Origin of the sequence: Gemmobacter nectariphilus DSM 15620 (genome assembly GCF_000429765.1) — a bacterium.
In the GTDB taxonomy this organism is placed as follows: Bacteria; Pseudomonadota; Alphaproteobacteria; order Rhodobacterales; family Rhodobacteraceae; genus Wagnerdoeblera; species Wagnerdoeblera nectariphila.
On the sequence record NZ_AUCM01000006.1, the window covers coordinates 133,120 to 159,148 of the forward strand.

Annotated in this window: 25 protein-coding genes; 15 read left to right on the top strand and 10 right to left on the bottom strand. The window is 66.5% G+C overall.

Annotated elements, in window-relative coordinates; genetic code table 11:
• Positions 1-24: 24 nt before the first annotated feature.
• Together G481_RS0107345 and G481_RS0107350 are read right to left on the bottom strand one after the other, a co-directional pair.
• A complete protein-coding gene (locus tag G481_RS0107345; RefSeq protein ID WP_035025400.1) occupies positions 25-504 on the bottom strand; it encodes a TRAP transporter small permease in 480 nt (159 codons plus the stop codon).
• Complete coding sequence (locus G481_RS0107350; protein WP_028029453.1) at positions 501-1,526, bottom strand: TRAP transporter substrate-binding protein; 1,026 nt, start codon at positions 1,524-1,526, stop codon at positions 501-503. The genes G481_RS0107345 and G481_RS0107350 overlap by 4 nt, the downstream gene beginning before the upstream one ends.
• Before the next feature lie 212 nt (positions 1,527-1,738).
• On the opposite strand from G481_RS0107350, the gene G481_RS0107355 reads away from it, so the two are divergent.
• The 4 genes from G481_RS0107355 to G481_RS0107370 are packed head-to-tail and all read left to right on the top strand — an operon-like array spanning position 1,739 to position 5,256.
• Positions 1,739-2,716 (top strand): PDR/VanB family oxidoreductase, encoded by a 978-nt coding sequence (locus G481_RS0107355; RefSeq protein ID WP_035025402.1) that lies wholly within the window; start codon positions 1,739-1,741, stop codon positions 2,714-2,716.
• A gap of 19 nt (positions 2,717-2,735) precedes the next feature.
• Entirely contained in the window at positions 2,736-4,058 is a 1,323-nt protein-coding gene (locus tag G481_RS0107360; protein ID WP_028029455.1) for an aromatic ring-hydroxylating dioxygenase subunit alpha, read from the top strand.
• The gene (locus G481_RS0107365) at positions 4,058-4,528 is read left to right on the top strand and encodes an aromatic-ring-hydroxylating dioxygenase subunit beta (protein WP_245594938.1); all 471 of its coding nucleotides are present in this window, start codon (positions 4,058-4,060) and stop codon (positions 4,526-4,528) included. Before G481_RS0107360 ends, G481_RS0107365 begins: the two co-directional genes overlap by 1 nt.
• An 8-nt stretch (positions 4,529-4,536) precedes the next feature.
• On the top strand, positions 4,537-5,256 hold the full coding sequence (locus G481_RS0107370; RefSeq protein WP_028029457.1) for an SDR family oxidoreductase: 720 nt from the start codon (positions 4,537-4,539) through the stop codon (positions 5,254-5,256).
• A gap of 98 nt (positions 5,257-5,354) precedes the next feature.
• On the opposite strand, the gene G481_RS0107375 is transcribed toward G481_RS0107370, so the two are convergent.
• From G481_RS0107375 to G481_RS0107390, 4 genes are all read right to left on the bottom strand, one after another.
• Complete coding sequence (locus G481_RS0107375) at positions 5,355-7,154, bottom strand: PHA/PHB synthase family protein (protein ID WP_051294371.1); 1,800 nt, start codon at positions 7,152-7,154, stop codon at positions 5,355-5,357.
• An 82-nt stretch (positions 7,155-7,236) separates the two neighbouring features.
• A complete protein-coding gene (locus tag G481_RS0107380) occupies positions 7,237-8,568 on the bottom strand; it encodes a TRAP transporter large permease (RefSeq protein ID WP_028029459.1) in 1,332 nt (443 codons plus the stop codon).
• A 1-nt stretch (position 8,569) separates the two neighbouring features.
• A complete protein-coding gene (locus tag G481_RS0107385; RefSeq protein WP_028029460.1) occupies positions 8,570-9,112 on the bottom strand; it encodes a TRAP transporter small permease subunit in 543 nt (180 codons plus the stop codon).
• A gap of 51 nt (positions 9,113-9,163) precedes the next feature.
• Entirely contained in the window at positions 9,164-10,204 is a 1,041-nt protein-coding gene (locus G481_RS0107390; protein ID WP_035025404.1) for a TRAP transporter substrate-binding protein, read from the bottom strand.
• Positions 10,205-10,342: 138 nt separating this feature from the next.
• On the opposite strand from G481_RS0107390, the gene G481_RS0107395 reads away from it, so the two are divergent.
• The 4 genes from G481_RS0107395 to G481_RS0107410 are packed head-to-tail and all read left to right on the top strand — an operon-like array spanning position 10,343 to position 14,537.
• Entirely contained in the window at positions 10,343-11,095 is a 753-nt protein-coding gene (locus tag G481_RS0107395; RefSeq protein ID WP_028029462.1) for an SDR family NAD(P)-dependent oxidoreductase, read from the top strand.
• Between the two features lie 14 nt (positions 11,096-11,109).
• Positions 11,110-12,819 (top strand): FAD-dependent oxidoreductase, encoded by a 1,710-nt coding sequence (locus G481_RS0107400; RefSeq protein ID WP_028029463.1) that lies wholly within the window; start codon positions 11,110-11,112, stop codon positions 12,817-12,819.
• Positions 12,812-13,738: a DMT family transporter gene (locus G481_RS0107405; RefSeq protein ID WP_028029464.1), complete on the top strand. Its 927-nt coding sequence runs from the start codon at positions 12,812-12,814 to the stop codon at positions 13,736-13,738. The genes G481_RS0107400 and G481_RS0107405 overlap by 8 nt, the downstream gene beginning before the upstream one ends.
• 25 nt (positions 13,739-13,763) lie before the next feature.
• Positions 13,764-14,537, top strand: a complete 774-nt coding sequence (locus tag G481_RS0107410; RefSeq protein WP_211235186.1) for an IclR family transcriptional regulator — start codon at positions 13,764-13,766, stop codon at positions 14,535-14,537.
• On the opposite strand, the gene G481_RS0107415 is transcribed toward G481_RS0107410, so the two are convergent.
• Together G481_RS0107415 and G481_RS0107420 are read right to left on the bottom strand one after the other, a co-directional pair.
• Positions 14,519-15,619 carry a DUF475 domain-containing protein gene (locus G481_RS0107415; RefSeq protein ID WP_051294372.1) on the bottom strand — a complete coding sequence of 367 codons (1,101 nt, stop codon included), beginning with the start codon at positions 15,617-15,619 and terminating at the stop codon, positions 14,519-14,521. The genes G481_RS0107410 and G481_RS0107415 overlap by 19 nt on opposite strands.
• 290 nt (positions 15,620-15,909) lie before the next feature.
• Positions 15,910-16,695, bottom strand: a complete 786-nt coding sequence (locus G481_RS0107420; protein ID WP_028029467.1) for an IclR family transcriptional regulator domain-containing protein — start codon at positions 16,693-16,695, stop codon at positions 15,910-15,912.
• A 98-nt stretch (positions 16,696-16,793) separates the two neighbouring features.
• Here G481_RS0107420 and G481_RS25040 point away from each other — a divergent pair, with 98 nt between their 5' ends.
• Genes G481_RS25040 through G481_RS23150 form a run of 3 tightly spaced genes read left to right on the top strand, consistent with a single transcriptional unit; the run spans position 16,794 to position 19,721 of the window.
• Positions 16,794-17,783: an acyl-CoA dehydrogenase family protein gene (locus G481_RS25040; protein WP_051294373.1), complete on the top strand. Its 990-nt coding sequence runs from the start codon at positions 16,794-16,796 to the stop codon at positions 17,781-17,783.
• Positions 17,783-18,916: an acyl-CoA dehydrogenase family protein gene (locus tag G481_RS0107430; RefSeq protein WP_028029468.1), complete on the top strand. Its 1,134-nt coding sequence runs from the start codon at positions 17,783-17,785 to the stop codon at positions 18,914-18,916. Before G481_RS25040 ends, G481_RS0107430 begins: the two co-directional genes overlap by 1 nt.
• A gap of 10 nt (positions 18,917-18,926) precedes the next feature.
• On the top strand, positions 18,927-19,721 hold the full coding sequence (locus G481_RS23150) for a crotonase/enoyl-CoA hydratase family protein (protein ID WP_035025407.1): 795 nt from the start codon (positions 18,927-18,929) through the stop codon (positions 19,719-19,721).
• An 88-nt stretch (positions 19,722-19,809) separates the two neighbouring features.
• Here G481_RS23150 and G481_RS0107440 read toward each other — a convergent pair whose 3' ends face one another.
• Positions 19,810-20,361, bottom strand: coding sequence for a LuxR family transcriptional regulator (locus G481_RS0107440; protein WP_028029469.1), 552 nt, complete (start codon positions 20,359-20,361; stop codon positions 19,810-19,812).
• A gap of 100 nt (positions 20,362-20,461) precedes the next feature.
• Between G481_RS0107440 and G481_RS0107445 the strand changes: the two genes are divergently transcribed.
• Together G481_RS0107445 and G481_RS0107450 are read left to right on the top strand one after the other, a co-directional pair.
• Positions 20,462-21,625, top strand: coding sequence for a thiolase domain-containing protein (locus G481_RS0107445; RefSeq protein ID WP_028029470.1), 1,164 nt, complete (start codon positions 20,462-20,464; stop codon positions 21,623-21,625).
• Positions 21,626-21,632: 7 nt separating this feature from the next.
• Positions 21,633-23,120, top strand: a complete 1,488-nt coding sequence (locus G481_RS0107450) for a class I adenylate-forming enzyme family protein (protein WP_028029471.1) — start codon at positions 21,633-21,635, stop codon at positions 23,118-23,120.
• A gap of 8 nt (positions 23,121-23,128) precedes the next feature.
• On the opposite strand, the gene G481_RS23155 is transcribed toward G481_RS0107450, so the two are convergent.
• Entirely contained in the window at positions 23,129-23,914 is a 786-nt protein-coding gene (locus G481_RS23155) for an IclR family transcriptional regulator (RefSeq protein ID WP_084450710.1), read from the bottom strand.
• A 262-nt stretch (positions 23,915-24,176) separates the two neighbouring features.
• Between G481_RS23155 and G481_RS23160 the strand changes: the two genes are divergently transcribed.
• Complete coding sequence (locus G481_RS23160) at positions 24,177-24,743, top strand: TRAP transporter small permease (RefSeq protein ID WP_051294374.1); 567 nt, start codon at positions 24,177-24,179, stop codon at positions 24,741-24,743.
• Entirely contained in the window at positions 24,743-26,029 is a 1,287-nt protein-coding gene (locus G481_RS0107465) for a TRAP transporter large permease (RefSeq protein WP_028029472.1), read from the top strand. Before G481_RS23160 ends, G481_RS0107465 begins: the two co-directional genes overlap by 1 nt.

Genomic DNA, 26,029 nt, shown 5'->3' on the forward strand with positions numbered 1-26,029 from the left:
TCCGGGGGTTTGGGTGGGGGCGCGCTATTTCGCGCGCTCGACCCGCATCACGATCATCGCCAGCACCAGCAGCGCCGAGACGCCGCAGATCACGCTGGCGGCCTGCGCCACCGGGCCAAGCGGGACCTTCAGGAACACCGTGGTCTGGCCATAGCCCGCCAGACGCAGCCCGATCTTCCACAGCTGCCAGGCCGCCAGCCCCAGCACCGCCGCCGAGGCCAGCCGCGCCAGGAACAGCTGCACCACCAGCGCCCGCGGCCCCAGCCGCTGGGTGACCAGATCGGCGGTGATATGCCCGTCATCCAGACACAGCGCCGGCAGGCCGCCAAAGACCACGGCCATCACCAGAAGCTCGGTCAGTTCAGGCCCGCCGGGCAGCGGGGCGCTGAACAGATACCGCCCGACAACATCGGTGAAGGTCACCGCGGTCAGCGCCAGCAGCAGAATGCCCAGCACGACCGCGGTTCCCGAATAGCAGGCGGCGCGCAGGCGCCCAAAGGTCATTCGGCCTGCACCTTGGCCAGTTCCGCCTTGTACATTTCCAGCGCCTTGTCGAAGTCGACGCCCTTGGCCTCATACTTCTTGCGCACCTCGGCGTAGATCGACTCGGATGCCTTTTGCAGCGCCGCCATGTCGTCGGGGGTGGCCTGCATGAAGGTCACCTTGCCTTCCAGCGCCTTCATGCCCTTGGCATCGGCCTCGTCCCAGGCCTTGCCGGCCATGCGCGCCAGCGCCTCGCCCGACACCTTGTCGATCGCGGCGCGGTCTGCCTCGGGCAGGGCGTCGAACTTGGCCTGGTTCATGGCGAAGAAGAAGGTGACGTTGTACATGCCGCCATCCACCGCCAGCGCGCTGGTCACGGTATCGGTCAGCTTGAAGAAGGCGATGGATTCGGGCGGGAACACGATGCCATCGGCAATCCCGTTGTGCAGGATTTCATAGGTTTCCGACGACGGCGCCTGAATCGAGGACATGCCAAGGTTCGTCACCAGCTGGTTGGTGATATCGCCCGCGATGCGGATCTTGGACCCTTTCAGATCGGCCAGCGGGCTTGCGGGCTTCTTGCCCATGAACAGCATCCCCGGCCCATGCCCCCACAGGCCCAGCACCTTGACGCCGGCATGTTCGCCCTTTTCCTTGAGCATCGCATCCCAGGTGCGCCAGAAGGCGACCGAGGCGGCGGTGGAATTCGGCGTCAGGAAGGGCAGCTCGCCAATGCCGGTCAGGCCAAAGCGGCCCGGCGTATAGGCATGGGTCGCAAAGCCGATATCGGCGATTCCATTGGCCACCAGATCGAAATGCGCGGGCGGCGGCCCAAGCGGGGCGTCCAGCAGCACAACCTCGACCCGGCCTTCGGTCGCGGCCTTCACATTGTCGGCCCAGGGCAGGATGATGTCCTTGACGATCGGGTGCGACACCGGCAGCCAGTTCGACACCCGCAGGGTCACATCGGCGGCAAAGGACGGCAGGGCAGTCGTGCAGACAAGCGCGGCAGCGGCAGCGAACTGCCTGAAAACATGGCTCATTTCTAGGCTCCCGGTTGATGGATGCGGTCGGTTCAGCCCGACTCGTTTATGTCGAGAATCTGGCATCGGATTTCTCGATCCGTCAAGATAAATATGAAAAGTCATATTTTCGATCTTCAATATTGACAGGTTGATCCATGATAATTCATGCTTCACGGCAAGGAACCGCAGGCCGGGAAACGGCCTGTCATGCGAACAGGAAGGATCACGCGATGTCGCACCCCGGCCAGCCGGGCGATGACGCGCAAGCCATCGCGCTTGAGGTCGTCACCGCCACCGAGATTGCCGATCCCATCCGGGAACTGGTTCTGCGCCCCGTCAACGGCGCGGCTTTGCCTGCCTTCACCCCTGGCGCGCATCTGCGGTTCCAGGTGGCCGATGGCCAGTGGAATGCCTATTCGCTGATCACCCTGCCGGGCGAGGCCGCCACCTGCCGCATCGCCGTGCGGCGCGAGGATGCGGGGGCGGGCGGGTCACGCTTCATGCATGGGTTGAAACCGGGCGACCGGGTATGGGCCCAGCCGCCCCGCAACGATTTCGCGCTGGATGACGGCGCGGGCCCCGCGCTGCTGATCGCAGGCGGAATCGGGCTGACGCCGCTGATCTCCATGGCGACAGACCTTGCGGCGCGGGGGCGTGACTTCCGACTGGTGCTGGCCGCGCGCAACCGGGCGGCGGCGGCCTATGCCGACCGGCTGGCCGACCTGTTCCCCGGCCGCGTCACGCTGCATCTGGACGATGTGGCAGGCGGCCCCCTGCCGGTCGCCGCGCTGATCGCGGATGCTGCGCCCGGCACCCATGTCTATGTCTGCGGCCCCCGCCCGATGATCGAGGCAACCCGCGCCGCCTGGGCCGCCCGCGCCCTGCCCGATGCGCAATTCCACACCGAGCTGTTCGATGCCCCGCAAGCCGAAGCCGGCGATCAGCCCTTCGAGGTCGAAATCGCCTCGACCGGACAGGTGTTCACCGTGCCCCCCGGCAAGACCATCATCGAGGTTCTGGAATCGGGCGGCGTCGATCTGGTCTACGATTGCCAGCGCGGCGATTGCGGGATCTGCCAGACCGGCGTGCTGGAGGGCATCCCCGACCACCGCGACGTGGTGCTGTCACCTGCCGAACGCGAGGCCGGCACGCTGATCCACATCTGCGTCAGCCGCGCGAAAAGCCCGCGCCTGAAACTCGATCTCTGAATCGGAAGGGAGTAGCCCCATGCCTCACGACCCCGACCTTCACGCAACCATCGAGCGCCTGATCCAGCCACAACAGGTGCACCGCGACGTCTATACCAGCCCCGAGATCTACCGGCTGGAAATGAAGCACCTGTTCCGCAACGCCTGGGTCTATATCGGCCATGAAAGCCAGGTGGCGAAACCGGGCGACTACATCACCGCCCAGATCGGCGACCAGCCACTGCTGATGGTTCGCCACAGCGACAACCAGATCAAGGTTCTCTACAACCGCTGCCCGCACAAGGGCACCAAGATCGTGATCGACAGGGCGGGCAACACCGGCAAGTTCTTCCGCTGCCCCTATCATGCCTGGTCGTTCAAGACCGACGGCTGCCTTTTGGCGATCCCGCTGAAAAAGGGCTACGAGGGCACCGGGCTGGACCAGACCGAGGCCGCCCGCGGCCTGGCCCCCGTGGGCGACTGGCACAATTACCGCGGCTTTGTCTTTGCGCGCCTCGCGCCCGAAGGGATCGGGTTTGACGACTTCTTTGGCGATTCGCTGTCGTCCTTTGACAACATGGTCGACCGATCGCCCACCGGCAAGCTGCGGGTGGCAGGGGCGCCGCTGCGCTACATGCACAAGTGCAACTGGAAGATGCTGGTCGAAAACCAGACCGACACCTGCCACCCGATGGTGGCGCACGAATCCAGCGCCGGCACCGCGGTCAAGATCTGGGAATCGATGGACCACCCCGAGGGCGCGCCCAAGCCCCCCGCCATGGAAATCATCGCCCCCTTCATGTCGCCCTATGAATTCTTCGAGGGCATGGGCATCCGCACCTGGCCCAATGGCCACGGCCACACCGGGGTGCATCATTCGATCCACTCGGACTATTCCGCGATCCCCGGCTATTGGGAGGCGATGGTCGCCGCCCATGGCGAAGACCGCGCCCGCGCCATTCTGGGCGAGAACCGGCACAACACCGTCTATTTCCCCAACATCATGATCAAGGGTCCGATCCAGCAGCTGCGCAACTTCATCCCGCTGGGGCCCGACAGGACGCTGGTGGAAAGCTGGATCTTTGCGCTGGACGGCGCGCCCTCGGAACTGACGGCGCGGACAGCGATGTACAACCGCATGATCAACGCGCCCACCTCGATGGTGGGGCATGACGATCTGGAAATGTATGAACGCGCACAAGAAGGGCTGATGGCCGACGGCCTTGAATGGGTCAACATCCAGCGCCTTTATGAAGACGCCGAGGATTTCAGCGCCGAGGCCGTGCTGAACGGCACCACCGAACGCCAGATGCGCAACCAGTTCGACGCCTGGAAACGGTTCATGCTGTGGGGGGCCGCGTGATGCTGACGACCGACGCCATCATCGACTTCATCCATGACGAGGCCTGGATGCTGGATCAGGGCCAGTATCAGGACTGGCTCTCGCTCTGGCTGCCCGAGGCGATCTACTGGATGCCGCTGAACTGGAATCAGCAGGATCCGGTCAATGAAACCTCGCTGCTGTATGAAGACAACTTCATGCTGCGCCTGCGGGTCGAACGGCTGCACGGCGCGCGCACCTTCAGCCAGAAGCCGAAAAGCCGCTGTCACCATGTGCTGAACCGGCCGCGGATCGAAACGCTGACGGCCGATACAGCACAGACCGCGACCCAGATGCATTACGTCGAAACCCGGCTGGATGATCAGATGCTGCTGGCGCTGACCGTGCGGCATCAGCTGCGGCTGGTCGACGGCGCGATCCGCATCGCGGGCAAGCGGGTCGACATCCTCAACTGCGATGCCGCCTTCGGCAACATCCAGCTTTTGCCATAGGGGGCAGCATGGCCGATTATACCGCCGTCATCACCGGGGGCAGCAAGGGCATCGGCGCCGATCTGGCGCAGGCGATGCGCGCGCGCGGCTGGCATGTCATCTCGCTCGCGCGCCAATCCACCGGCGCCGAGGCGGTCGAGGAGATCGAGGTCGATCTGACCGATCCCGCCGCCGTCGCCCGCGTGGCGGCCGATATCGCCGCGCGCCATCAGGTGACCCATCTGGTCCACAATGCCGGGATCATCCGCCCCAATCTGGTCGAACAGGCGCAGGTCGAGGATTTGCAGATGCTGACCCAGCTGCACCTTGGCGCCGCGCTGCAACTGCTTCAGGCCTTTTTGCCCGCAATGAAGGCGCGCGGCTTCGGACGCGTCCTGTTCAACGCCTCACGCGCGGCGCTGGGAGCCAAGACGCGCACCGCCTATTCCGCGACCAAGGCGGGCATGATCGGCATGGCCCGCACCTGGGCGCTGGAGCTGGCGCCGCATGGCATCACCGTCAACGTGGTCGCCCCCGGCCCGATCCTGACCGACAATTTCTGGGGCATCATCCCCAAGGGCAGCGCGCAGGAAACCGATCTGGCCAGCCGCCTGCCGGTCGGCCGCCTTGGCACCTCGGCCGATGTGACGCGGGCCTTCCTGTTCTTTGCCGACCCCGAGGCCGGGTTCGTCACCGGCCAGACCCTCTATGTCTGCGGCGGGGCCAGCATCGGCGGCGTGCCGATCTGACGGCGGGCCACCCCGGCGTTTTCATCTGTCCTCAAATATCCCGGGGGTGAATTGGCGCGGCACGCGCCAAGAGGGGGCTGGCCCCCTCTCGACCCATCCTACCGCTGGAACACATAGCTTCCTGGCGCGTCGCACATCGGCACATAGCCGGCGCCTGCCGCCCCCATCATCGGGGGCTTCACCCGCGCCCCGGAATGCTTGTCCAGCCAGTCGCTCCAGGCTGGCCACCACGACCCCGGCACCGCCTCGTGCGAGGCCAGCCAGTCGCCCGCCGCCTGCAACGGCGCATCATGCGCGCGGGTCCCGATCCGGTAGCGCGCCCGCGGATTGCCCGGCGCACTGACGATCCCCGCATTATGCCCGCCCGAGGCCAGCACAAAGGTGATGCTGGAATCGTTGAACTGCTGCAGCTTGTAGACCGATCTCCACGGCGCCACATGGTCGCGTTCCGTGCCGATCACGAAGAACGGCACATGGATGTTCTGCAAGGCCGCCGGGCGGTCATCGACCATGAACCGCCCTGCCGCAAGTTCGTTGTCCAGATACAGCCGTTGCAGATATTCCGCATGCATCCGCCAGGGCATCCGGGTGCTGTCAGCATTCCAGGCCATCAGGTCGATCATCGGCGCCCGTTCGCCCATCATGTATTCGCGCACCATCCGCGACCAGATCAGATCGTTCGAGCGCAGCATCTGGAACGCCCCCGCCATCTGGTCCGCCGACAGATAGCCCCGGTTCCACATCATGCTGTCCAGCATGTGCATCTGGCTGGGGTCGATGAACAGCGCCAGCTCGCCTGGCTCGGTGAAATCCACCTGCGCGGCCATCAGCGTGATCGAGGCCAGACGCTCGGCCGCCTTTACGCCCATGCCCGCCGCCGCAATGGTCAGCATGGTGCCACCCAGACAATAGCCCGCCGCATGGACCTTTTGCCCCGGCACGATGCTGTTCACCGCGTCCAGCGCCGCCAGCACGCCCTTGCGCCGGTAATCATCCATGGTCAGGTCGCGATCCTCGGCCACCGGATTGTGCCAGGAAATCGCAAAGACCGTGTAGCCCTGCCCGACAAGCCAGCGGATCATCGAATTTTCCGCCGACAGATCAAGGATATAGTATTTCATGATCCAGGCGGGCACGATCAGCACGGGCTCGGGGTGAACCGTCTCTGTGCTGGGCGCATACTGGATCAGCTCGATCAGGTGGTTGCGATAGACCACCTTGCCCGGCGTCACCGCAACGCTTGCGCCCGGCTCGAACGCCTCGGCCCCCACCGGGGGGCGCCCGGTCATCTGGCGCGAGACATCTTCCAGCCAGTTCTGCCAGCCCTGCACGAAATTCATGCCCCCCGTCTCGCGCGTGCGCTCCAGGATCTCGGGGTTCAGGAACGGGTTGTTCGAGGGCGAGAACATGTCCAGCCATTGCCGGGCCGCAAAGGACACCATGTCCTCGGCGTGTTTCGTCACGCCGGGCACCTCGTGGGTGACATTGTGCAGCCACTGCTGACCCAGCAGGAAGGATTGCGCCAGCCAGGAGAACGGCGGCTTCTGCCAGCCCTCGTGCCGGAACCGCGCGTCACCGGGCAGCGGCGCAATCACCGGCGGGGTCTGCGGGTCGATGGCCGAGGCCAGCAGATAGCCCATCAGCCGCCTGCCCTTGCGCGCGCCTTTCCAGACCAGCTCGGCCCGCTTGCCGGGGGCGTTGGCCAGATGCATCCCCCAGTCAAAGGCCGCCAGCGCCGCCGATTCCGGCGAGATGCCGCCGGTCAGCTGGCCGCCCAGCGCCTCGCGCATCCGGTCAATGGCCTGAAAGGCGGCCAGCCCAAGCGCGTCATCCTGGATGCGGGCGGCAGGTGGCAGATGCGGGCGGACGACAGCGGGCAGATGCACAGGTTCGGTCATTGGCGCTCTCCGGAACTGGACGCCCGCCCAGGATACCCCCTGTCGCCGCACCGTCCAAGGGCGGTGCGGCACTGCAGCGCAGTCAGCGCAGCGACAGCGGCAGATCCAGCGCCAGGCTCGGAAACACCAGCACCAGCGCCAGCGCCATCAGTTGCAGCACCACAAAGGGGATCACCCCGCGATAGATGGTCGAAATCGGCAGATCCGGCGCAATCCCGCGCAGATAGAACAGCGCATAGCCAAAAGGCGGCGTCAGAAAGCTGGTCTGCAGGTTCACGGCAAGCGCGATGGCAAACCAGATCAGCACATGTTCGGTCGGCATCCCGAAATCCAGATGGCCCAGGATCGGCGCCACGATCGGCACCACGACCAGCGTGATTTCCACCCATTCCAGAAAGAAGCCCAGCAGGAAAATCAGCGCCATGATGGTCAGCATGACCCCCATCGGGCTGGAGCCTTCGTCCAGGAACAGATCGGCCAGCATGGCATCGCCGCCCAGCCGGCGGAACACCACCGAAAAGATCGACGCGCCGATCATCACGAAAACGATCATCGCCGTGGTCGATGTGGTGTCATACAGCGACTCGCGCAGCGCCTTCATCCGCAGATTGCCCGAGGCCAGCGCCAGAACCATCGCCCCCGCCGCGCCGATGGCGGCGGATTCGGTGGGCGTGGCGATCCCGGCCACGATGGTGCCCAGCACCGAAAAGATCAGGATCATCGGCGCCAGCAGATCGCGCGTCAGCTGCCAAAGGGCGCGGGAAAAGGGCAGCGGATCGGCCTTGGTCGCTGGCGGCATCCGCTGCGGCTGCAAGATCGCCACCGCCAGCAGATAGGCCACATACAGCACGCCAAGCAGCAGCCCCGGCACGATGGCGCCCATGAACAGATCGCCCACCGACAGCCGCAACTGATCGCCCAGGATGATCAGCATGATCGACGGCGGGATCAGAATGCCCAGCGTTCCGCTGGATGCGATCAGCCCCGAGGCCAGCCGCATGTCATAGCGGTTTTCCTTCATCGCCGGCAGCGCCATCATGCCCATCAGCACGACCGAGGCCCCGATGATCCCGGTCGAGGCCGCCATGACCACCCCGATGATCGCCACGGCAAAGGCATAGGCCCCCGGCATACCCCGGAACACCGAGGCAAGGGATCGCAGCAACCGCTCGGCAATGCCGGACCGTTCCAGCATCAGCCCCATGAAGACGAACAGCGGGATCGCCACCAGCAGCCAGTTGGCCAGCACGCCCGAAAAGATGCGCCCGACCCCCAGCGACAGAAAGATGATCGGGATCCCGTTCAGGAACGCGAACAGGATGCCGATGCCTGCCAGCACAAAGGCCACCGGATAGCCGGAAAAGATGCCGGCCATCAGCCCCAGCAGCATCAGGATGGGCCACAGATGTTCCATCTCAGCGCCCCCGAACCAGCGTAATGATGCCGGAAATGCCCCGCACCACGCCCGCAGCCGTCAGCAGCGCAAAGGCCAGCGGCAACATTGCCTTGATCAGCCAGCGATCCATCAGCCCGCCCTGCGTGGATCCCTCGCCCGTGGTATAGGCGGTCATGGCATAGGCATGGCCATACCAGGCGATGATCGCACAGAACGGCGCCAGAAACAGCAGATCGCCCAGCACCCGGATCAGCAGCCGCCCCCGTGGCGGCAGGTTCAGCGCGATGGTTTCCACCGCGACATGGCGATCGTTGCGATAGGCCATGATGCCGCCAAACAGCACCAGCAGCGCAAAGACATACCACTGGATGTCCAGCAGCGAATTCACGGTGATCGCGCGGCCCAGCACCGGCAGGGGCTGCGACCAGGAAACCAGCGTGTTCTGCCCCATCTTGGCCAGAACCACCGCCGCCAGGATCGAGGCGATCAGCGGCAGGGTCAACCAGCTGACCCATTTCGCGGGCAGGCACAAAAGATCAAGAAGGCGATCTGCAAGGCGCATGACGGTCCTATCGTGGTGAAAGGGCGGCCCCTTGCAGGGCCGCCCGTCCGGTCATTCGCGCGGCAGCGCCTGAAGGTGCGCCCACTCGCCCACGCTGTCCATGTAGGCGGTCAGCGAGGCCAGCGCCTCGGCAAAGATCGGATCGTTCTTCGCCTCTTCTGCCAGCACTTCCTTGGAGGTGGCATACATCGCCTTCAGCACGTCATCGGGGAAGCGGCGCACATCGACGCCTGCATCCCGGATGGTCTTGATCGCTGCGGCCTGGGCGTTGACCTGATCGGCCAGGTTCCAGGCGATGTTGGCAAAGCAGGCTTCCTTCATCACCTGCTGGGTATCGGCGCCCAGCCCGTCCCAGACCGCCTTGTTGATGATGATGCTGTCCCAGGACGATGGCTGGTGCCAGCCGGGGAAGTAGTAATACTTCGTCACCCGCTGGAACCCGAGACCCACATCCAGCTGCGGGGCCGAGAATTCCGCCGCGTCGATCCGCCCGGTTTCCAGCGACACGAAAATCTCGCCCGCCGGAACCAGCTGGGTGTTGGCGCCCATCTTGGCCAGCGTCTTGCCGCCCAGCCCCGCGATGCGCATGTTCAGGCCCTTGAGGTCGTCAACCGAGTTGATTTCCTTGTTGAACCAGCCGCCCGCCTCGGCCCCGACCAGATGGCAGGGCAGCACCACGACGTTATGCGGATCATAGGCCTTCTGGATGATCTCCAGCCCGCCGCCCTTGAACATCCAGGCAAGCGTGATGTCGGGTTCCGGGCCGAACGGCATGGACCCCACAAGGTTCGCCACCGGGATCTGGTTCGCCCAATAGCCGATCCAGTCAAAGCCCATCTGCAGCGCGCCCGAGGACACCGCGCCGAACACCTCGAACGGCGGCACGAAATCGCCTGCGCCATGCACGTTGATGTTGACCTTGCCGCCGGTCATCAGCTTGACCCGTTCGGCCCACAGCTTGGGGCTGGGTCCGATCGACGGGGTGTTCAGGCCGAACACCGATTGCAGGTCAAAGGTCTGTGCGCTGGCCGGGGCGACGGCCCCCGCCAGGATGCTGGCAGCCACAAGGGCCGCCGCAAGGCGTTTCTTCATCATGTCCTCCCTGTGCCAACCCTGACCCTTGTTGGTCCGGGCCCTCCTTGGCGCCAAGCGGTTTTCGGCTTGGCATGGGAAAAACGTTAGTTATAGTCAAATCAATTTGCAACACGCAAATTTGGCTGGGAGGAAGCCATGGAGGGGATCACGGGTCAGGTCGCCGTCGTCACCGGCGGCGCGCAGGGCAATGGCCGCGCCATTGCCCTGGGGCTGGCGCAGGCCGGTGCCAGGGTGGCGATTGGCGATGTCAACGCAGCCGGCGCCGACGCCGTCGCGGCCGAGATCACCGCGCAGGGCGGGCAGGCCATCGGGCTGGCGCTGGATGTGACAGACGGCGAGTCGATCCGCGGCTTTGCGGATCAGGTGGCGCGGCGTCTCGGCCCGGCGGCCATTCTGGTGAACAACGCTGGCATCATCCGCCGCACCCCGGCCGATTCCGCCGGGTTCGAAGCCGACTGGTCCGCCATCATGGCGGTCAACGCGACCGGCCCCATGCGGGTCACGCGGGCCTTTCTGGACCAGTTGCGCACAACGCGGGGCCGGGTGGTGAACCTTGGGTCCATCATGTCGGTGTCCTCGGGGCCGGGCCTGTCGGCCTATGCGGCCTCCAAGGGGGCGGTGCTGCAACTGACCCGCGCGCTGGCAAACGAGCTGGCGCCGCAGGGCATTCGCGTCAACGCCATCGCCCCCGGCGTGATCGACACCCCGATGACCGAGGCAACGCGCGCCGATCCGGCCGCCATTGGCCGGTTCATGGCGCATACCCCCATGGGCCGCACGGGCAAACCCGACGAACTGGTGGGGCCGGTGCTGTTCTTGGCCTCTGACATGTCCAGCTACGTCACCGGCACGCTGGTGCCGGTGGACGGTGGCTATCTGACGGCTTGAAAAGGAGAAACGCCATGAGGCGGCACGAGGTCGATGTTCTGGTGGTAGGCTCGGGCGCCGGGGGGCTGGCCACGGCGGTGGCGGCGGCGCATCGGCACCTGACGGTGCTGGTGGCGGAAAAGGAACCCGTCTTCGGCGGCACCACTGCGCGGTCGGGTGGCTGGATGTGGATCCCCTGCAATGGCCCCGCCCGGCGGGCAGGGGTCGAAGACAGCAAGGACAAGGCCCGCACCTACCTGCAACACGAAGCCGGCGCACATTTCGATGCCGACCGGGTCGATGCCTTTCTGGACGCCGGGCCAAGGGCGGTCGACTTCTTTGAACAGAACACCGAGCTGCAATTCGACCTTGGCCCCACCTTTGCCGATTACCACCCCACCGCGCCGGGCGGCATGGATGGCGGCCGGTCCATCGTGGCCCGCCCTTTTGATGCCCGCGCGCTGGGGCCCGAGATCAGGCGCCTGCGCCCGCCGCTGGCGGAAATCACCGTGCTGGGCATGATGATCGGATCCGGCAAGGAATTGCTGCATTTCTTCAATGTGCTGCGCTCGCCCGTCTCGTTCGCCTTTGTGGCGCAACTGTTCGCGAAATACCTGCGCGATGTGGTGCTGCATGGCCGCCCGATGCGGCTGACCAATGGCAATGCGCTGGTCGGGCGGCTGGCGAAATCCGCCTTTGACAAGGGGGTCGAAATCTGGACCGACGCGCCTGTCAAACGCCTGCTGCGCAACGATACGCGCCGGGTGACCGGCGCCATCCTGCACACCCGCACCGGCGAGGTCGAGGTGATCGCGCGCAAGGGCGTCGTGCTGGCCGCAGGCGGCTTTCCGCAAGATGCGCTGCGCCGCAAGGAGCTGATGCCGCATTCCCCCACCGGCCACGAACATGTCACCCCCGCGCCGCCCGGAAATACCGGCGACGGGCTGCGCCTTGGCGAAGGCGTCGGCGCCGATGTCGACACCAGCCTGCCGCATTCCGCCGCCTGGGTGCCGATCTCGCGCCCGCGCAGGAAGGATGGCACGCTGGGCACCTTCCCGCATTTCGTCGACCGATCGAAGCCGGGGGTGATCGCGGTCACCCGGTCTGGGCGGCGCTTTGTCAACGAGGCGCAAAGCTATCATGATTTCTGCCAGGCCATGGTCAAGCGATGCCGCGAGGAAGGCGGGCCGGATGCCGAACTAGCGGCGTGGTTCATTGCCGATCACCGGGCGTTTCGCAAATACGGGCTGGGCTTTGCCAAGCCCGCGCCGGTGCCCTATGGCCATCTGATCAAGAACGGCTACCTGCTGCGCGGCGCGACGATTGCCGACCTCGCCCGCCAGATCGGCGCCGATCCTGCGACGATGGAGGCCGAGGTGGCCGAGTTCAACCGCCACGCCGCGCGGGGCGAGGATCCGGCCTTTGGCAAGGGCTCGACCAGCTACAACCGCAGCCTTGGCGACCCGGATCACAAGCCCAACCCCTGCGTTGCGCCCCTGGCCAAGGGGCCGTTCTACGCCGTGCGGCTGTATGTGGGCGATCTGGGCACCTTTGCCGGGTTGAAAACGAACGGCCGCGCGCAGGTGCTGGACCACGACGGCCGCGCGATCCCCGGCCTTTATGCGGCGGGCAACGATGCGGCCAGCATCATGGGCGGCAATTATCCGGGCGGCGGCATCACCCTTGGCCCGGCGATCACATTTGGCTGGATCGCTGCGCGCGACATGGCGGGCGGCAATGACTGAGGCCCCTTCGCCCGCGCGACTGGCCGCCGGCATCGCGCTTGGCCTGATCGCCGTCACGGGCTGGGGGCTTTTCAACGTGGGAACCGAGATCGGCCAGGCCCAGGGCTTTCGCCCGCAGGATCTGACACTGCTGCGCTATGGCGTGGCAGGGCTGGTGCTGCTGCCCTGGTTCCTGTGGCGCGGCCTGCGACTGGATCAGTGGCGGCTGATCGTGCTGGCGCTGCTGGTCGGCCCGGCGTTTTCGCTGGTATTCAACCTTGGCTTCCGGCTGGCGCCGCTGGCCCATGCGGTGGTGATTGGGCCGGGCATGTCGGTTCTGGTCGCGCTGGCGCTGGTGCGCTTTGTCGACTGCCAGCCGATCAGCGCGCTGCGGATCTTCGGCCTTGCCCTGCTGCTGGCCGGCCTGCTGGTGATCGGCGCCGACCGCGGCGGCAGCCCCAAGGCCACGGGCCTGTGGGCTGTCGCGGGCGATTTGTGCTTCGTGATCTCGGGCTCGCTGTGGGGCACGTTCAGCTGGCTGCTGGGCCGCTGGCGGATGCCCCCGGTGGAAACCACGGCCGGCGTTGCCGTCTATGCCAGCGCGCTGTTCATCCCGGCCTATCTGCTGATCTGGGGCTTTCCCGACGCGCCGGGCCTGCCCTGGCTTGACCAGGCGGTCATTCAGGGCGTCATCGCTGGCAGCGGCGCGCCCGCCGCCTTTGCGGCGGCGGTCATGCTGCTGGGGACGGGACGGGCGTCGGTGTTCAACGCGCTGGTCCCGCCCTCGGCGGTGCTGATGGCGATCCCGGTCGCGGGGATCCTGCCCAATCCCTTGCAATGGCTGGGCGTCGGGCTGGCAACAATTGGCCTGACGCTGTCGATGGCGCTGCCAACCCGCCGTGACCCCGGCTTGCCCCGCGGCCCCCGCCCCGTTACCTGAAAGGCGAACGATGAACGAGGTCCGGGTGACAAAGCCAAGGCAGCAGCGCGGCGTGCAATCGCTGGAAACCGGCGGCGCGATCCTGCGCGAACTGGCGCGGGTCGGCGGGCCGGTCAAGCTGCGCGATCTGGCCGAAGGCGTGGGCGTCGCCCCCTCGCAGCTGCACCCCTACCTTGTCAGCCTGCGCACCATCCGCATGGTCGAACAGACCGACACCGGGCTTTATGCCCTTGGCCCCTTTGCGCTGGAACTGGGCCTTGTGCGCCTGCGCGGGCAGGATGCCTACCGCGAGACGATGCACCGCCTGCCCCAGCTGACCGAGGAAACCGGGCTGATGGTTGCGGTGACGGTCTGGGGCCTGCACGGGCCGGTGATCGTCTACGTTCACGAAGGCCCGCGCATCCATGCCAATGTGCGGGCTGGCGGCATGTTCACCGTGACCGGCACGGCCACGGGCCGGCTGTTTGCCGCCCTGCTGCCGCGCAAGACCACCGAGCCCCTTGTCCGTCAGGAACTGCCTGACCCGGCGCAGCAGCGCGCCTATTGGGCCGATGTCGCCGAAGACGCCCGGCGCGGCTTCACCACCACACTTGATCTGCCGATCCCCGGCGTTTCGGCCGTGTCCGCCCCGGTGTTCGACCATACCGGCGCCATGCAGCTGGCCATCACGGTGATCGGCCCGACCGCCCAGATCGACCTGGACACCGATGGCCGGACCGTCAGGGCAACGCGCGCCTTCACGGACCAGCTCTCGGCGGATCTCGGCTTCACGCCGCGCGATCAGACCGCCTCGGCCTGATCGCCGTTCCTGCGGTTCCACCGGATCGAGGACCAGAGCGAAATCCCGATCAGCGCGGCGCCTCCCAGCCCGGTGATCACCTCGGGAATATGCACCAGCGTCTGGACATACATGATCACCGACAGGATCAGGATGGCATAGAACGCGCCATGTTCCAGAAAGCGGTATTGCGCCAGCGTGCCCTTTTCGACCAGCATGATGGTCATCGACCGCACATACATCGCGCCGACCCCCAGGCCGATCGCAATGACGAACAGGTTGGACGACAGGGCAAAGGCGCCGATCACCCCGTCAAAGCTGAACGAGGCGTCCAGCACCTCCAGATAGAGGAACGCGCCCAGACCACCCCGCGCCGCGCCCTCCATCAACTCCTGGCTGCGGTCCAGGATGCCGCCCAGCACCTCGACCAGCAGAAAGGTCAAAAGTCCCCAGATCGCGGCGTGAAAGAACACCGTGGCCGCCTCGGCGCCCTTGTAGCCCTCGATCACCTCGGAAAAGATCAGCATTATGCCCAGCACAAAGGCGATCTCGATCCCCTTGACCGACGAATATTGCGTGGCCTTTTCCTCGATCCAGCGCACCCAGTGAATGTCCTTCTCGTGATCAAAGAAGAACGACAGCGCCACCATCATCAGGAAGGTGCCACCAAAGGCCGCGATCGGCAGATGCGCATCATGCATGATGCGGCTGTATTCCTCGGGCTGGCTGGCGGCCATGACCAGCGCAGTCCAGGGGCCGACATTGGCGGCAATCACCACGATCAGCAGCGGAAAGATGACCCGCATCCCGAACACCGCGATCAGGATCCCCCAGGTCAGGAACCGCTGCTGCCATTTCGGCGTCATGTCCTTGAGCTTGTTGGCATTGACGATGGCATTGTCGAACGAGAGCGAGATTTCCAGCACCGCCAGCACCGATACGATGAAGAACACCTTCATCGCCCCGGCAAAGGTATGTTCGGTCGAAAAACCCAGCCACAGGCCAAGGCCAAGGCCCAGGGCGGTGACAATGAAAGCCCAGCGGAAATACTGCAACGTCGGGCGGTGCCCGGCGCCGGTCGGAAGGGTGGTCCCAGAGGTCATGACGAAGTGTCCGGCGGCTATGAATGTTGCAGTGCCGACATCACGAAAGCGCCGCCACTTCCGCCAGAGGGGCCCGGTCACCGAACAGCATCCGCGCGTGCATGAACACGGGCGGTTGCGGCTGCATATAGCGGGGCCGCCCGGGCTTTCAACCCCGCAGATCAACGAAACGTGAGCGCGGCGCCCCCTTTCGCCTTGATCCAAATATCCCGGGGGCAGGCGCACCCCCGACACAGGCGCGCCGCGACCCTGGGGGCAGCGCCCCCACCGCGCACCGCGGCCACCCGGCGCTATTCGCGCTCGGCCAGCCGCGCCGCCATGCGCGCGGCAACCTCCTGCAACGGCGCAAGCAGCTTGTCGCGCGCCTCCTGCGGTCCCAGCGCGCTCAGCAGGTGGATGACGTTGACCGCCCCGAACACCCGCCCCCCGGCCATCACGGGAACGCCGATACTGGAAAACCGCCCCTCGTAATTCGCCCGCGAATAGCTGGGGTCCATCGTCGCATAGCCCTGCGCCCGCACCGTCTCCAGCCGCGCCTGCAAGGCCTGCGGATCGCGCGCCAGATCGTTTTGCGGTGCCGGATCGGCGGCGGCCCGGGCCACAAACGCCGCCCGCTCGGCCTCGGAACAATGGGCAAGCCAGGCCAGCCCCAGGCTGGTCACCAGCATCGGCGCGCGAAAACCCGAGGCCCGGATGAAGCTCAGCGGTTCCGGCGGGCGCGACGAGGTGACGACCAGCATCGCATCGTGATCGAACAGCGCCACATCCGAAGGCCAGCCGATGCGCTGGCGAAACCCGGCCAGATCGTCCGAAACGATGGCCCCCACCACCTTGTGCCGGTCATAGCCAGTCGCCAGCGACAGGGTCTTGCCGGTTGGCCGATAGACCGCCTGATCGGGGTCGCGCAGCACATAGCCGGCATGGATCAGCGTCTCCAGCATCCGCACCACGGTTGCCTTGTCGATGCCGGTCGCGCCGTGAATGCCCGCCACCGTCGCCGCAACGCCAGGGCGGTTCAGCGCCGCCAGCACATCCAGCACACGCAGGGCCGCCACCACCGGCTTGTAGGATGTCATCTTGCCCCCCTTTTCACGCGGCTGTTGCGCGGCCCGGGTTCCGTGCTAATCTTGATGAAATCATATTTCATGTGATGAAATATGGCAAGGGAGGAACCATGGCATCGGATCTGATCGCCGACAGCGCGCGGCGCCTGTTCGCGCAGCATGGCGGCTTTGCGGACGGCTGGCCCGCCGCACTGTGGCAAGCCATCGAAGAGGCAGGCTTTGCCCTGTCGCTGCTCACCGAAGACGACGGCGGCTTCGGCCTTGACCCCGACGAGGCGATGGAGCCGCTGCGCATCTCGGCCTCGGTGGCGGCGCCGGTGCCGCTGGCGGAAACCATGCTGGCCAACTGGCTGCTGGCCCGCGCCGGCCTGCCGCTGGCCGAAGGCCCGGCCGCCGTGGTCTTCGCTGCGCCGCGTCAGGTGCCGTTCGGCCGCCACCTCGCCCTTCTGGTCACCTGCACCGCGCAGGGCGAAAGGTGCCGGCTGTCAACTTATGCGGTTGCCGGTGGCGACTGGCAGCACGGCAGTTCCATCGCGGGCGAGCCGCGCGACGATCTGGCCAGCCTGCCCGCCCCGACCGGCAGCGCGACCCTGCACCTGAACCCGCAGGTGCCGCGCGCCATCGCAGCTGCCCTGCGCGCCCAGCAGATCGCCGGCGCGCTGCAATCGGTGCTGGAGATGACAACCCGCTATGCTGGCGAACGGGTGCAGTTCGGCCGCGCGCTTGGCAAGTTTCAGGCGATCCAGCAATACCTTGCGACCATGGCCGCCGAAACCGCCGCCGCCGGGGCCGCGGCCCAGATGGCAGCGCTCGCCCTGCCGCTGGTGGACGATCACCCGGACCGGCTGGTTCTGCTGGCCGCCGCCGCCAAGATCCGCACGGGCGAGGCGGCGGGCAAGGTCGCGGAACTGGCGCATCAGATCCACGGCGCCATCGGCTTCAGCCAGGAATACCCGCTGCACCCGCTGACCCGCCGCCTGTGGACCTGGCGCGACGACCACGGGCACGAGGCTGACTGGGCCGCCACCCTTGGCGCGGCCCTGGCCGCTGGCGGCCCGCTCTGGCCGCAGATCACCGCCCTGCAATCGGACCGCTTCTGATGACCGCGCTGACCTTTCCCCTGCCCGACCAACGCACCGACCACGCCGCCCTGCGCGCCGAGGTCCGCGCCTTTCTGCGCGACACCCTGCCGCCCGACTACCCGGCCGCCGACCGCGCCCGCAGCTGGACCGGCTTTGACGCCGATTTCAGCCGCGCCCTTGGCGCTGCGGGCTATATCGGCATGACCTGGCCCACCGAATACGGCGGCCACGCCCGCAGCCCGGTGGAACGCCATGTGGTGATGGAGGAACTGCTCGCCGCCGGCGCCCCTGTCGCCGCCCACTGGATCGCCGACCGCCAAAGCGCCCCGATGATCCTGCGCAATGGCACCGAGGACCAGCGCCGCACCATCCTGCCCCGCATCGCCGCAGGCGAGTGCTATTTCTGCATCGGCATGAGCGAGCCTGACAGCGGATCCGACCTTGCCTCGGTGCGGATGCGGGCAGAACGCACCGCCACCGGCTGGCGGCTGAGCGGCACCAAACTGTGGACCACCTACGCCCACGAATCGCATTACATGATCTGCTTTTGCCGCACCGGCCCGGCCGAGGATCGTCACGGCGGCACCAGCCAGTTCCTGATCGACATGTCGCTGCCCGGCATCACCGTCCGCCCGGTGCTGGACATCGCGGGCGAACATCACTTCAACGAATGCAGCTTTGACGGCGTGGAACTGCCCGACAGCGCCCTTCTGGGCCGCGAAGGCGACGGCTGGGCGCAGGTCATGTCGGAACTCTCGTTCGAACGCAGCGGGCCGGAACGGTTCCTGTCCTCGTTCGCGCTGCTCGAGGAAATGGCCCGGCTGGGCGCGGGCACCCCGGCGGCCGAGGCTTCGGTCGGCCGCCTTGCCGCCCATACGCTGGTGCTGCGCCACATGTCGCAATCCATCGCCGGCCGGCTGGAGCGCGGCGAAAAGCCCGACCTGCACGCCGCCATCGTCAAGGATCTGGGCGCGCTGCTGGAACAGGAAACCCCCGAACGCGCGCGCGAGGTCATCAACCCCGCCACCGCCGACGCCGCCTATGCCGCGACCTTCGCGCGCATCCGGCAACTGGCGCCCTGCTTTTCCCTGCGCGGTGGCACGCGCGAGGTGCTGCGCGGTATCATCGCCCGCGGCCTAGGCCTGAGATAGGAGACCCCCCATGCCCATCGTCCTTTCCGAAACCGATGCCGATGGCGTCGTCACCATCACCCTGAACGACCCCGAAACCCGCAACGCCATTTCCGGCCTGCCGATGATCGAGGCGCTGCTGGCCGCGCTGGACGCCGCCGAGGCGGACCCGGCATCGCGCGTCATCGTGCTGACTGGCGCCGGCAGTGCGTTTTCCTCGGGCGGCAACATCAAGGCCATGTCGCCCGGACAGGGGCTGGTGGACGATCTGCCCGCCCAGACCCGGCGCAACTACAAGACCGGCATCCAGCGCCTGCCGCTGGCGATGGAGGCGCTGGAGCTTCCGGTGATCGCCGCCGTCAACGGCCCGGCCATCGGCGCAGGCTGCGATCTGACCCTGATGTGCGACATCCGCATCGCCGGCCGCGCGGCGAAATTCGCCGAAAGCTTCGTGCGGCTGGGCATCATTCCCGGCGATGGCGGCGCCTGGCTGCTGCCCCGTGCGGTCGGCTTTGCCAAGGCCAGCGAAATGGCCCTGACCGGCGATCTGGTCGATGCCGACGAGGCGCTGCGCATCGGCCTTGTCTCGCGCGTGGTCGATGACGCCGCCCTGCTGGACGAGGCCCGCGCGATGGCCCGCCGCATCGCCGCCCATTCGCCCCATGCCACGCGCATGACCAAACGTCTGCTGCGTCAGGCCTGGAACAATTCCCTGCCTGCGGTGCTGGACATGTCCGCCGCGATGCAGGCCGTCGCCCACCATACCGATGATTACCACGCCGCCCTGGCGCGCATGGTCTCGGGCGCCGCGCGGGTCAATCGCTAGGCGAGCCCCGCGCCTTTTCATCTGTCCGAAAATATCCCGGGGGGTGAATTGGCGCGGCACGCGCCAAGAGGGGGGCTGGCCCCCCTCGCTACCCCCGTCCGGTCAGCCGCGCCACCAGTTCGGCGGCCTTGCCCACATCCAGCTTGCGCATGATGGCCGACCGATGCACCTCGACCGTCCGGGGGGAAATCCCCAGCGCCTGGCCGATTTCCTTGCTGGTGAACCCGTTCACCACATAGCGCGCGACCTCACGTTCGCGCAGCGTCAGAACCTCGGTCCCGCTCATCCGCTCGGGCACCGGGTCAAAGGCCCAGAGCGTCAGCCGAAACGGCTCGTCCGGCGTCAGGGTCCGCCCGCGCGCCCGCATCCACAGCGTCCGGCCGCTGCGGCAGCGCATGAAGCGTTCGTCCTCGTGCCGCTGCTGGCCCGCCAGACGCCGCGCCCAGCGGCTGCCGGTCTTTTCATAATCGACGCTGGACGGATACAGCAGCCGAACCGACTGCCCTTCGATCTCGGCCTGCGGCCAGCCGAACAGCGCCTCGAATTCCGCATTCACCAGCAGAACCCGCCGATGCGACAGGATCGACAGCGCAACTGGCGCCTCGTGAAAGCCAAGCGGGGCAAGGTCGGGGTCGGGCATCCGGGGCCTGCTACGTATTTTCTACGCATCTTTCTAGGTGAAACTGCGTATTCCGCCAAGCCCCGCGCCGCGCGATGCTGCCCCGAATGGAGGACGGATCATGCAAGACATCCACATCATCGGCAGCGGGCACACCCGCTTTGGCCGGCTGAGCGAGACGCTGGAACAGCTGATCGTCGAGGCTGCGCAAGAGGCGATCGCCGAATCCGGCCTTGACCCCGCAGACATCGACGCGGTGTTTCTGGGGCATTTCAACTCGGGCCTGGTGGCCGATGGCTTTGCCTCGTCGCTGATCCATCAGGCGCATCCGGCGCTGCGGTTCAAGCCGGCGGCGCGCTGTGAAAACGCCTGCGCATCGGGCGCGGCGGCGATCCATGCCGGGATCAACCAGATCCTTTCCGGCAAGGCACGGCATGTGCTGGTGGTGGGCGCCGAAAAGATGACCCACCGGTCCACCCCCGACGTGACGGCCGCGCTGGCAGGCGCCGGCTATCAGAACGACCCGGCCGAGGCCGCGCTCAGCTTTCCGCAGGTCTTTGCCATTGCCGCCCAGACCTATGCCGACCGCCACAGCGACCCGATGGACGCCATGGCCCGCATCGCCGCCAAGAACCACGCCAATGCGATGAAGAACCCGCTGGCGCAGATGCACAAGCCCTTTACCTATGACTTCTGCCGCGAGGTCAGCGACAAGAACCCGCTGATCGCGCCGCCCTTGCGGCTGTCGGATTGCTCGCTGGTGACCGATGGCGCGGCGGCCATCGTGCTGTCTGGCGATGCGGCCTCGGCCGGGCGCCGGGTGCGGATCGCGGCGGCGGAACATGTGTCGGACTATCTGCCGATGTCGCGGCGCGATTTCGTCGCATTCGAGGGGCCAGAGCGCGCGATTGCCGCCGCCTATGCCAAGGCGGGCATCGGCGTCGACGATCTGGACTTTGCCGAGGTGCATGACTGCTTCACCTCGGCCGAGCTGCTGACCTACGAGGCGATGGGCCTTGCCCCCAAGGGCCAGGGCGCCCGCGCCATCGAGGAAGGCCGCGTGATGGCCGACGGCAAGACCCCGGTGAACCTGTCGGGCGGGCTGAAGGCCAAGGGGCACCCGGTGGGCGCGACCGGCGTTTCCATGCATGCCATTGCCTTCCGCCAGCTGACCGGACAGGCCGGCGATATGCAGCGCCAGGGCGCCGAATGGGGCCTGACCTTCAACATGGGCGGGGCGGCGGTGGCGAACTATGCCACCGTCCTTCAGGCCGACCGCGCCTGAGGCTGCGATGAGCATCGCCAACTGGCTGTACCAGACCGCGCGGTCCTGGCCGTCGAACCCTGCGATCCATGATGGCGATGTGCTGCTGCACGATTATGCCGGGCTGTTGCAGGCGGTCTGCGACCGCGCCGCCGATCTGGCGGCGCGGGGCATCGGGGCGGGCGATCGGGTCGCGATCTTTGCCAGGAACGCCCCCGACTATATTGCCGCGCTGCACGCCATCTGGTGGCTGGGCGCGGTGACCGTGCCGGTGAACCACAAGCTGCACCCGCGCGAAGCGGAATGGATCCTGGATCATTCCGGCGCCGCGCTGATCTATACCGACACGGGCGATCTGTTCCCCGGCCGGGCGGAACTGGCGCTTGGCGCCCCGGTTCCGGGCGGCGCGCCGGTGACGCCCCCCGCCCCGCGCGATGGCAGCGACCTGGCCTGGCTGTTCTATACCTCGGGCACCACGGGGCGGCCGAAGGGCGTGATGCTCAGCCATGACAATCTGGTGCAGGCCTCGCTGTCCTATGCGACCGATGTGGACCGGCCGCAGCCGGGCGACCACATGCTGTATGCCGCGCCGATGTCACATGGCGCGGGGCTTTACATGTTCGCCCAGATCCGGGCCGCCGGGGCGCATCTGATCCCGCCCTCGCGCGGGTTCGACAGCGCCGAAATCATCGCGCTGGCCGAAAGCCGCGGCGGGCTGGTGATGTTCGCGGCCCCCACCATGGTCAAGCGCCTGATCGCCCTTGCGCGCGAAACCGGCTGGACGGGCGAGGGGCTGCGCACGATTATCTATGGCGGCGGCCCGATGTATGCCGCCGACATCGACGAGGCGCTGGAACAGCTCGGCCCCCGGTTTGTTCAGATATATGGACAGGGTGAAAGCCCGATGACCATATCCTATCTGTCGCGGGACCTGGTCGCCGATACCTCGCACCCGAACTGGCGGGGGCGCCGCGCTTCGGTGGGCGTGGCGCAGGCAGCGGTAACACTGGCGATCCTGGGACCGGACGATGCGCCGCTGCCGGCTGGCGAGACGGGCGAGATCTGCCTGAAGGCACCGACCGTCATGCAGGGCTACTGGCAGAACCCCGAGGCCAGCGCCGAAACGCTGCGGAACGGCTGGCTGCATACTGGCGATCTGGGGCATCTGGACGGCGACGGCTTTCTGCACCTGACCGACCGCAGCAAGGATGTGATCATCTCGGGCGGCACCAACATCTACCCGCGCGAGGTCGAAGAGGTGCTGCTGCGCCACCCTGCGGTGTTCGAGGTTGCCGTGGTGGGCGAGCCCGAGCCCGAATGGGGCGAACAGGTGGTGGCCTTTGTCGTCTTCGTGCCCGGCCAGTCGGTGGACAGCGCCGTGCTGGACCGCTGGTGCCGCGACAATATCGCGGCGTTCAAGCGGCCGAAACGCTATGAATTCCCCGAGGCGCTGCCCAAGAATAGCTATGGCAAGGTTCTGAAAACAGACCTTCGCAGCCAGTTGAAACCGCGATGAAGCCCTGGTCAGATCGTGTCGCGCGGCGGCACGGTCAGGCCCTTGATCCGCGTCTTGAGGTAGTCGGGGCCGAACTGGCGCCCGATCGCCTCGTGCATCTGGCGGGCGATTTCGGGCATCACCGCTTCCATCCGGTTCAGCGGCCCGGCCACGGTCAACGCATAGACCCGGTCGGATTCAACGATGGGCAACGAGACCCCGCCCAGATCGATACTATAGTTGGACGCACTGCGGAACCAGCCCCGGTGAAGGCCAGCGCGGATCTGATCCTCGACCGCCTCGACGCTCATGGGGGTGCCAGAACCATAGCGCTCGAACTCGACCTTGCGCAGCAGGGCGGCGCGCTGGTTTTCCGGCCACTGGCTGATGATCGAATGCCCCGAGGCGGTGGCGTGAATCGGGATGCGCTGCCCGACCTCGGCCGCATAGCGGACCCGCGCGGCCGAGTGGATCACCTCGAGAAACACCACGCTGGTCCCGGCGGCGGCGCCCACGCAAACCGTCTCGCCCGTGCGCTCGGCAAGGTCGCGCGCGATGCGCAGCAGCGATTCCGGCAGCGGCTCGGCCGCGACGATGGCCTGCGCGAGCGACAGCCAGCGCGGGGTCGGATAGAACCGTCCGCGCCCTTCGGGTTCGAACAGAAAGCCCCGCCCGCTCAGCGTGGACAGCAGGTTGAACGTGGACGACCGCGGCCAGCCGAAATGCTGCGACACCTCTGCCAGACTGGCGGGCTTGCCGCGATCTGCAAAGAACTCCAGCAAATCCAGCACGTTGGCAACCTGCCTGACAAGCATGATTGGTCCTTTCGTGGCGTTCGGGGGCACGGCGCGCGCAACCTGATTGTCTAGATATAAGGACAAAACATACAGTCGCAACTGACTTCTGCGAACCCCCGTCGGCATTGACCTGCGCAAACGCCCGGATCCGCCCCCAAACATCGGCATTGTTTGTTGACATGACCGCCCCAGTCGCATTCATTCACATATAAGAACCATCTGTATAAATAGACGAACACTGCCAGCCCGCGCCACGGGCCCAAGGCAGAAGGGGAGGACAATGCAGACACAGGAATTGCCCGCCGGTGGTGGGGTCTTGGCGCGCATCGAAACGGCGATGATGTCGATCTCGGCCACCGCGATGATGGCCATCATGCTGATCGTGGTGATCGACGTCTGCGGACGCTACCTGTTCGCCTCGCCGCTGTCGTGGTCCTATGACATGATCGGCCTTTATCTGATGGTCGCGGTGTTCTTTCTGGCGCTGCCCGACACGCTGACGCACCACAGCCACATCGCGGTGGACGTGTTCCAGCCCTTGCTTCCCGCACGGGTCCGGCATCTGGCGCTGGCCCTCGGCTATGCGGCGGCAGTTGTCGTGGTGGCGCTGATCGGGGTCGGCGGCTGGCAACGCTTTGTCTCGGCCTGGGTCAATGACGACCGGATCGCCGCGACCGTCGCCCTGCCGACCTGGGTTCCCTATGCGATGGTGGTGATCGGATCGGCCACGATGACGCTGCGCTGCGGGGTGCGCGTCATCGGCCATGTGTCCGCGATGATGACCGGCACCGCACCGGCCGGGCTGGAGCCCGCCGCCCATCACACCGACGAAGAGGGCGGCGTCTGATGCTGGTCGCGACTGTTCTGATCTCGCTTGTCGTCTTGCTGGTCATTGGGCTTCCGGTTGCGCTGGCCATGGCGGTTTCGGGGGCGCTTGGCCTTTACCTGTATGGCGGCGTTCCGATCCTGATGGGCATTCTGGGCACGACGCCGCTGTCGACGGCCAATTCCTATGAACTGATCACCATTCCGATGTTCATCCTGATGGCGGAATTCGTGATCATCTCGGGGATCGCCACCGATCTGTTCAAATCCGCGACCATCTGGGTCGGCCGCCTGCGCGGCGGGGTGGCGATGGCCACCGCGATTGCCGGGGCAGGGTTCGGGGCGATCTCGGGGTCCAGCACGGCGGCGGCGGCAACGCTGGCCTCGACCTCGCTGCCCGAGATGATGCGTCAGGGGTATGAACCCAAGCTGGCCGGCGGCGTGGTGGCGATTTCCGGCACGCTGGCCATGCTGATCCCGCCTTCGGTGGCGCTGATCCTGTATGGCATTCTGGCCGATGTCTCGATCTCGCGGCTGATGATCGCAGGGATCGTGCCGGGGCTGATCGTGACGCTGGCAATCATCCTGACGGTGGCGCTGCTGGTTGCGATCTGGCCAGGTGCCGCCCCGCCCGGGCAGCGCTACAGCCTGAAAGACAAGATCGTCTCGCTGCGCCGAATCTGGCCGATGCTGGTGCTGTTCCTGTCGGTCACCGGCACGATCTATTCCGGCATCGCCACCCCGACCGAGGCCGCAGGCATCGCCGCCTTTGCCGCCATGCTGCTGGCGATGATGGAACGCAAGCTGACGCTGCCCGCGCTGTGGGGCGCGCTGCGCCGGTCGACCCACACCACCTGCATGATCCTGTTCATCATCCTGGGCGCCCATGTGTTCGGCTATTTCTTCACCATCACGCGGGTGACCAACGATCTGGCGAACTGGGTGGGGGCGCTGCCGCTGCCGGCGCTGGCGATCATGGCGGTGATCTTGCTGGGCTATATCGTGCTTGGCTTCTTCATGGACCAGATCGCCATTCTGATCCTGACGGTGCCGGTCGTGCTGCCCATCGTGCTGAAGCTGGGGTTCGATCCCATCTGGTTCGGGGTCATCGTCGTCGTGACGGCCGAGATCGGCATGGTGACGCCGCCCTTGGGCATGAATGTGTTCGTTGTCGCCCGCTACACCCGCCGCCCGCTGGGCGAGCTGTTCCGGGGCGTCATGCCCCATGTCTGGGCGCATCTTCTGGTGGTCGTGCTGCTGACGCTGTTCCCGGCGCTGGTGCTGTGGCTGCCGTCGCAAATGAACTGA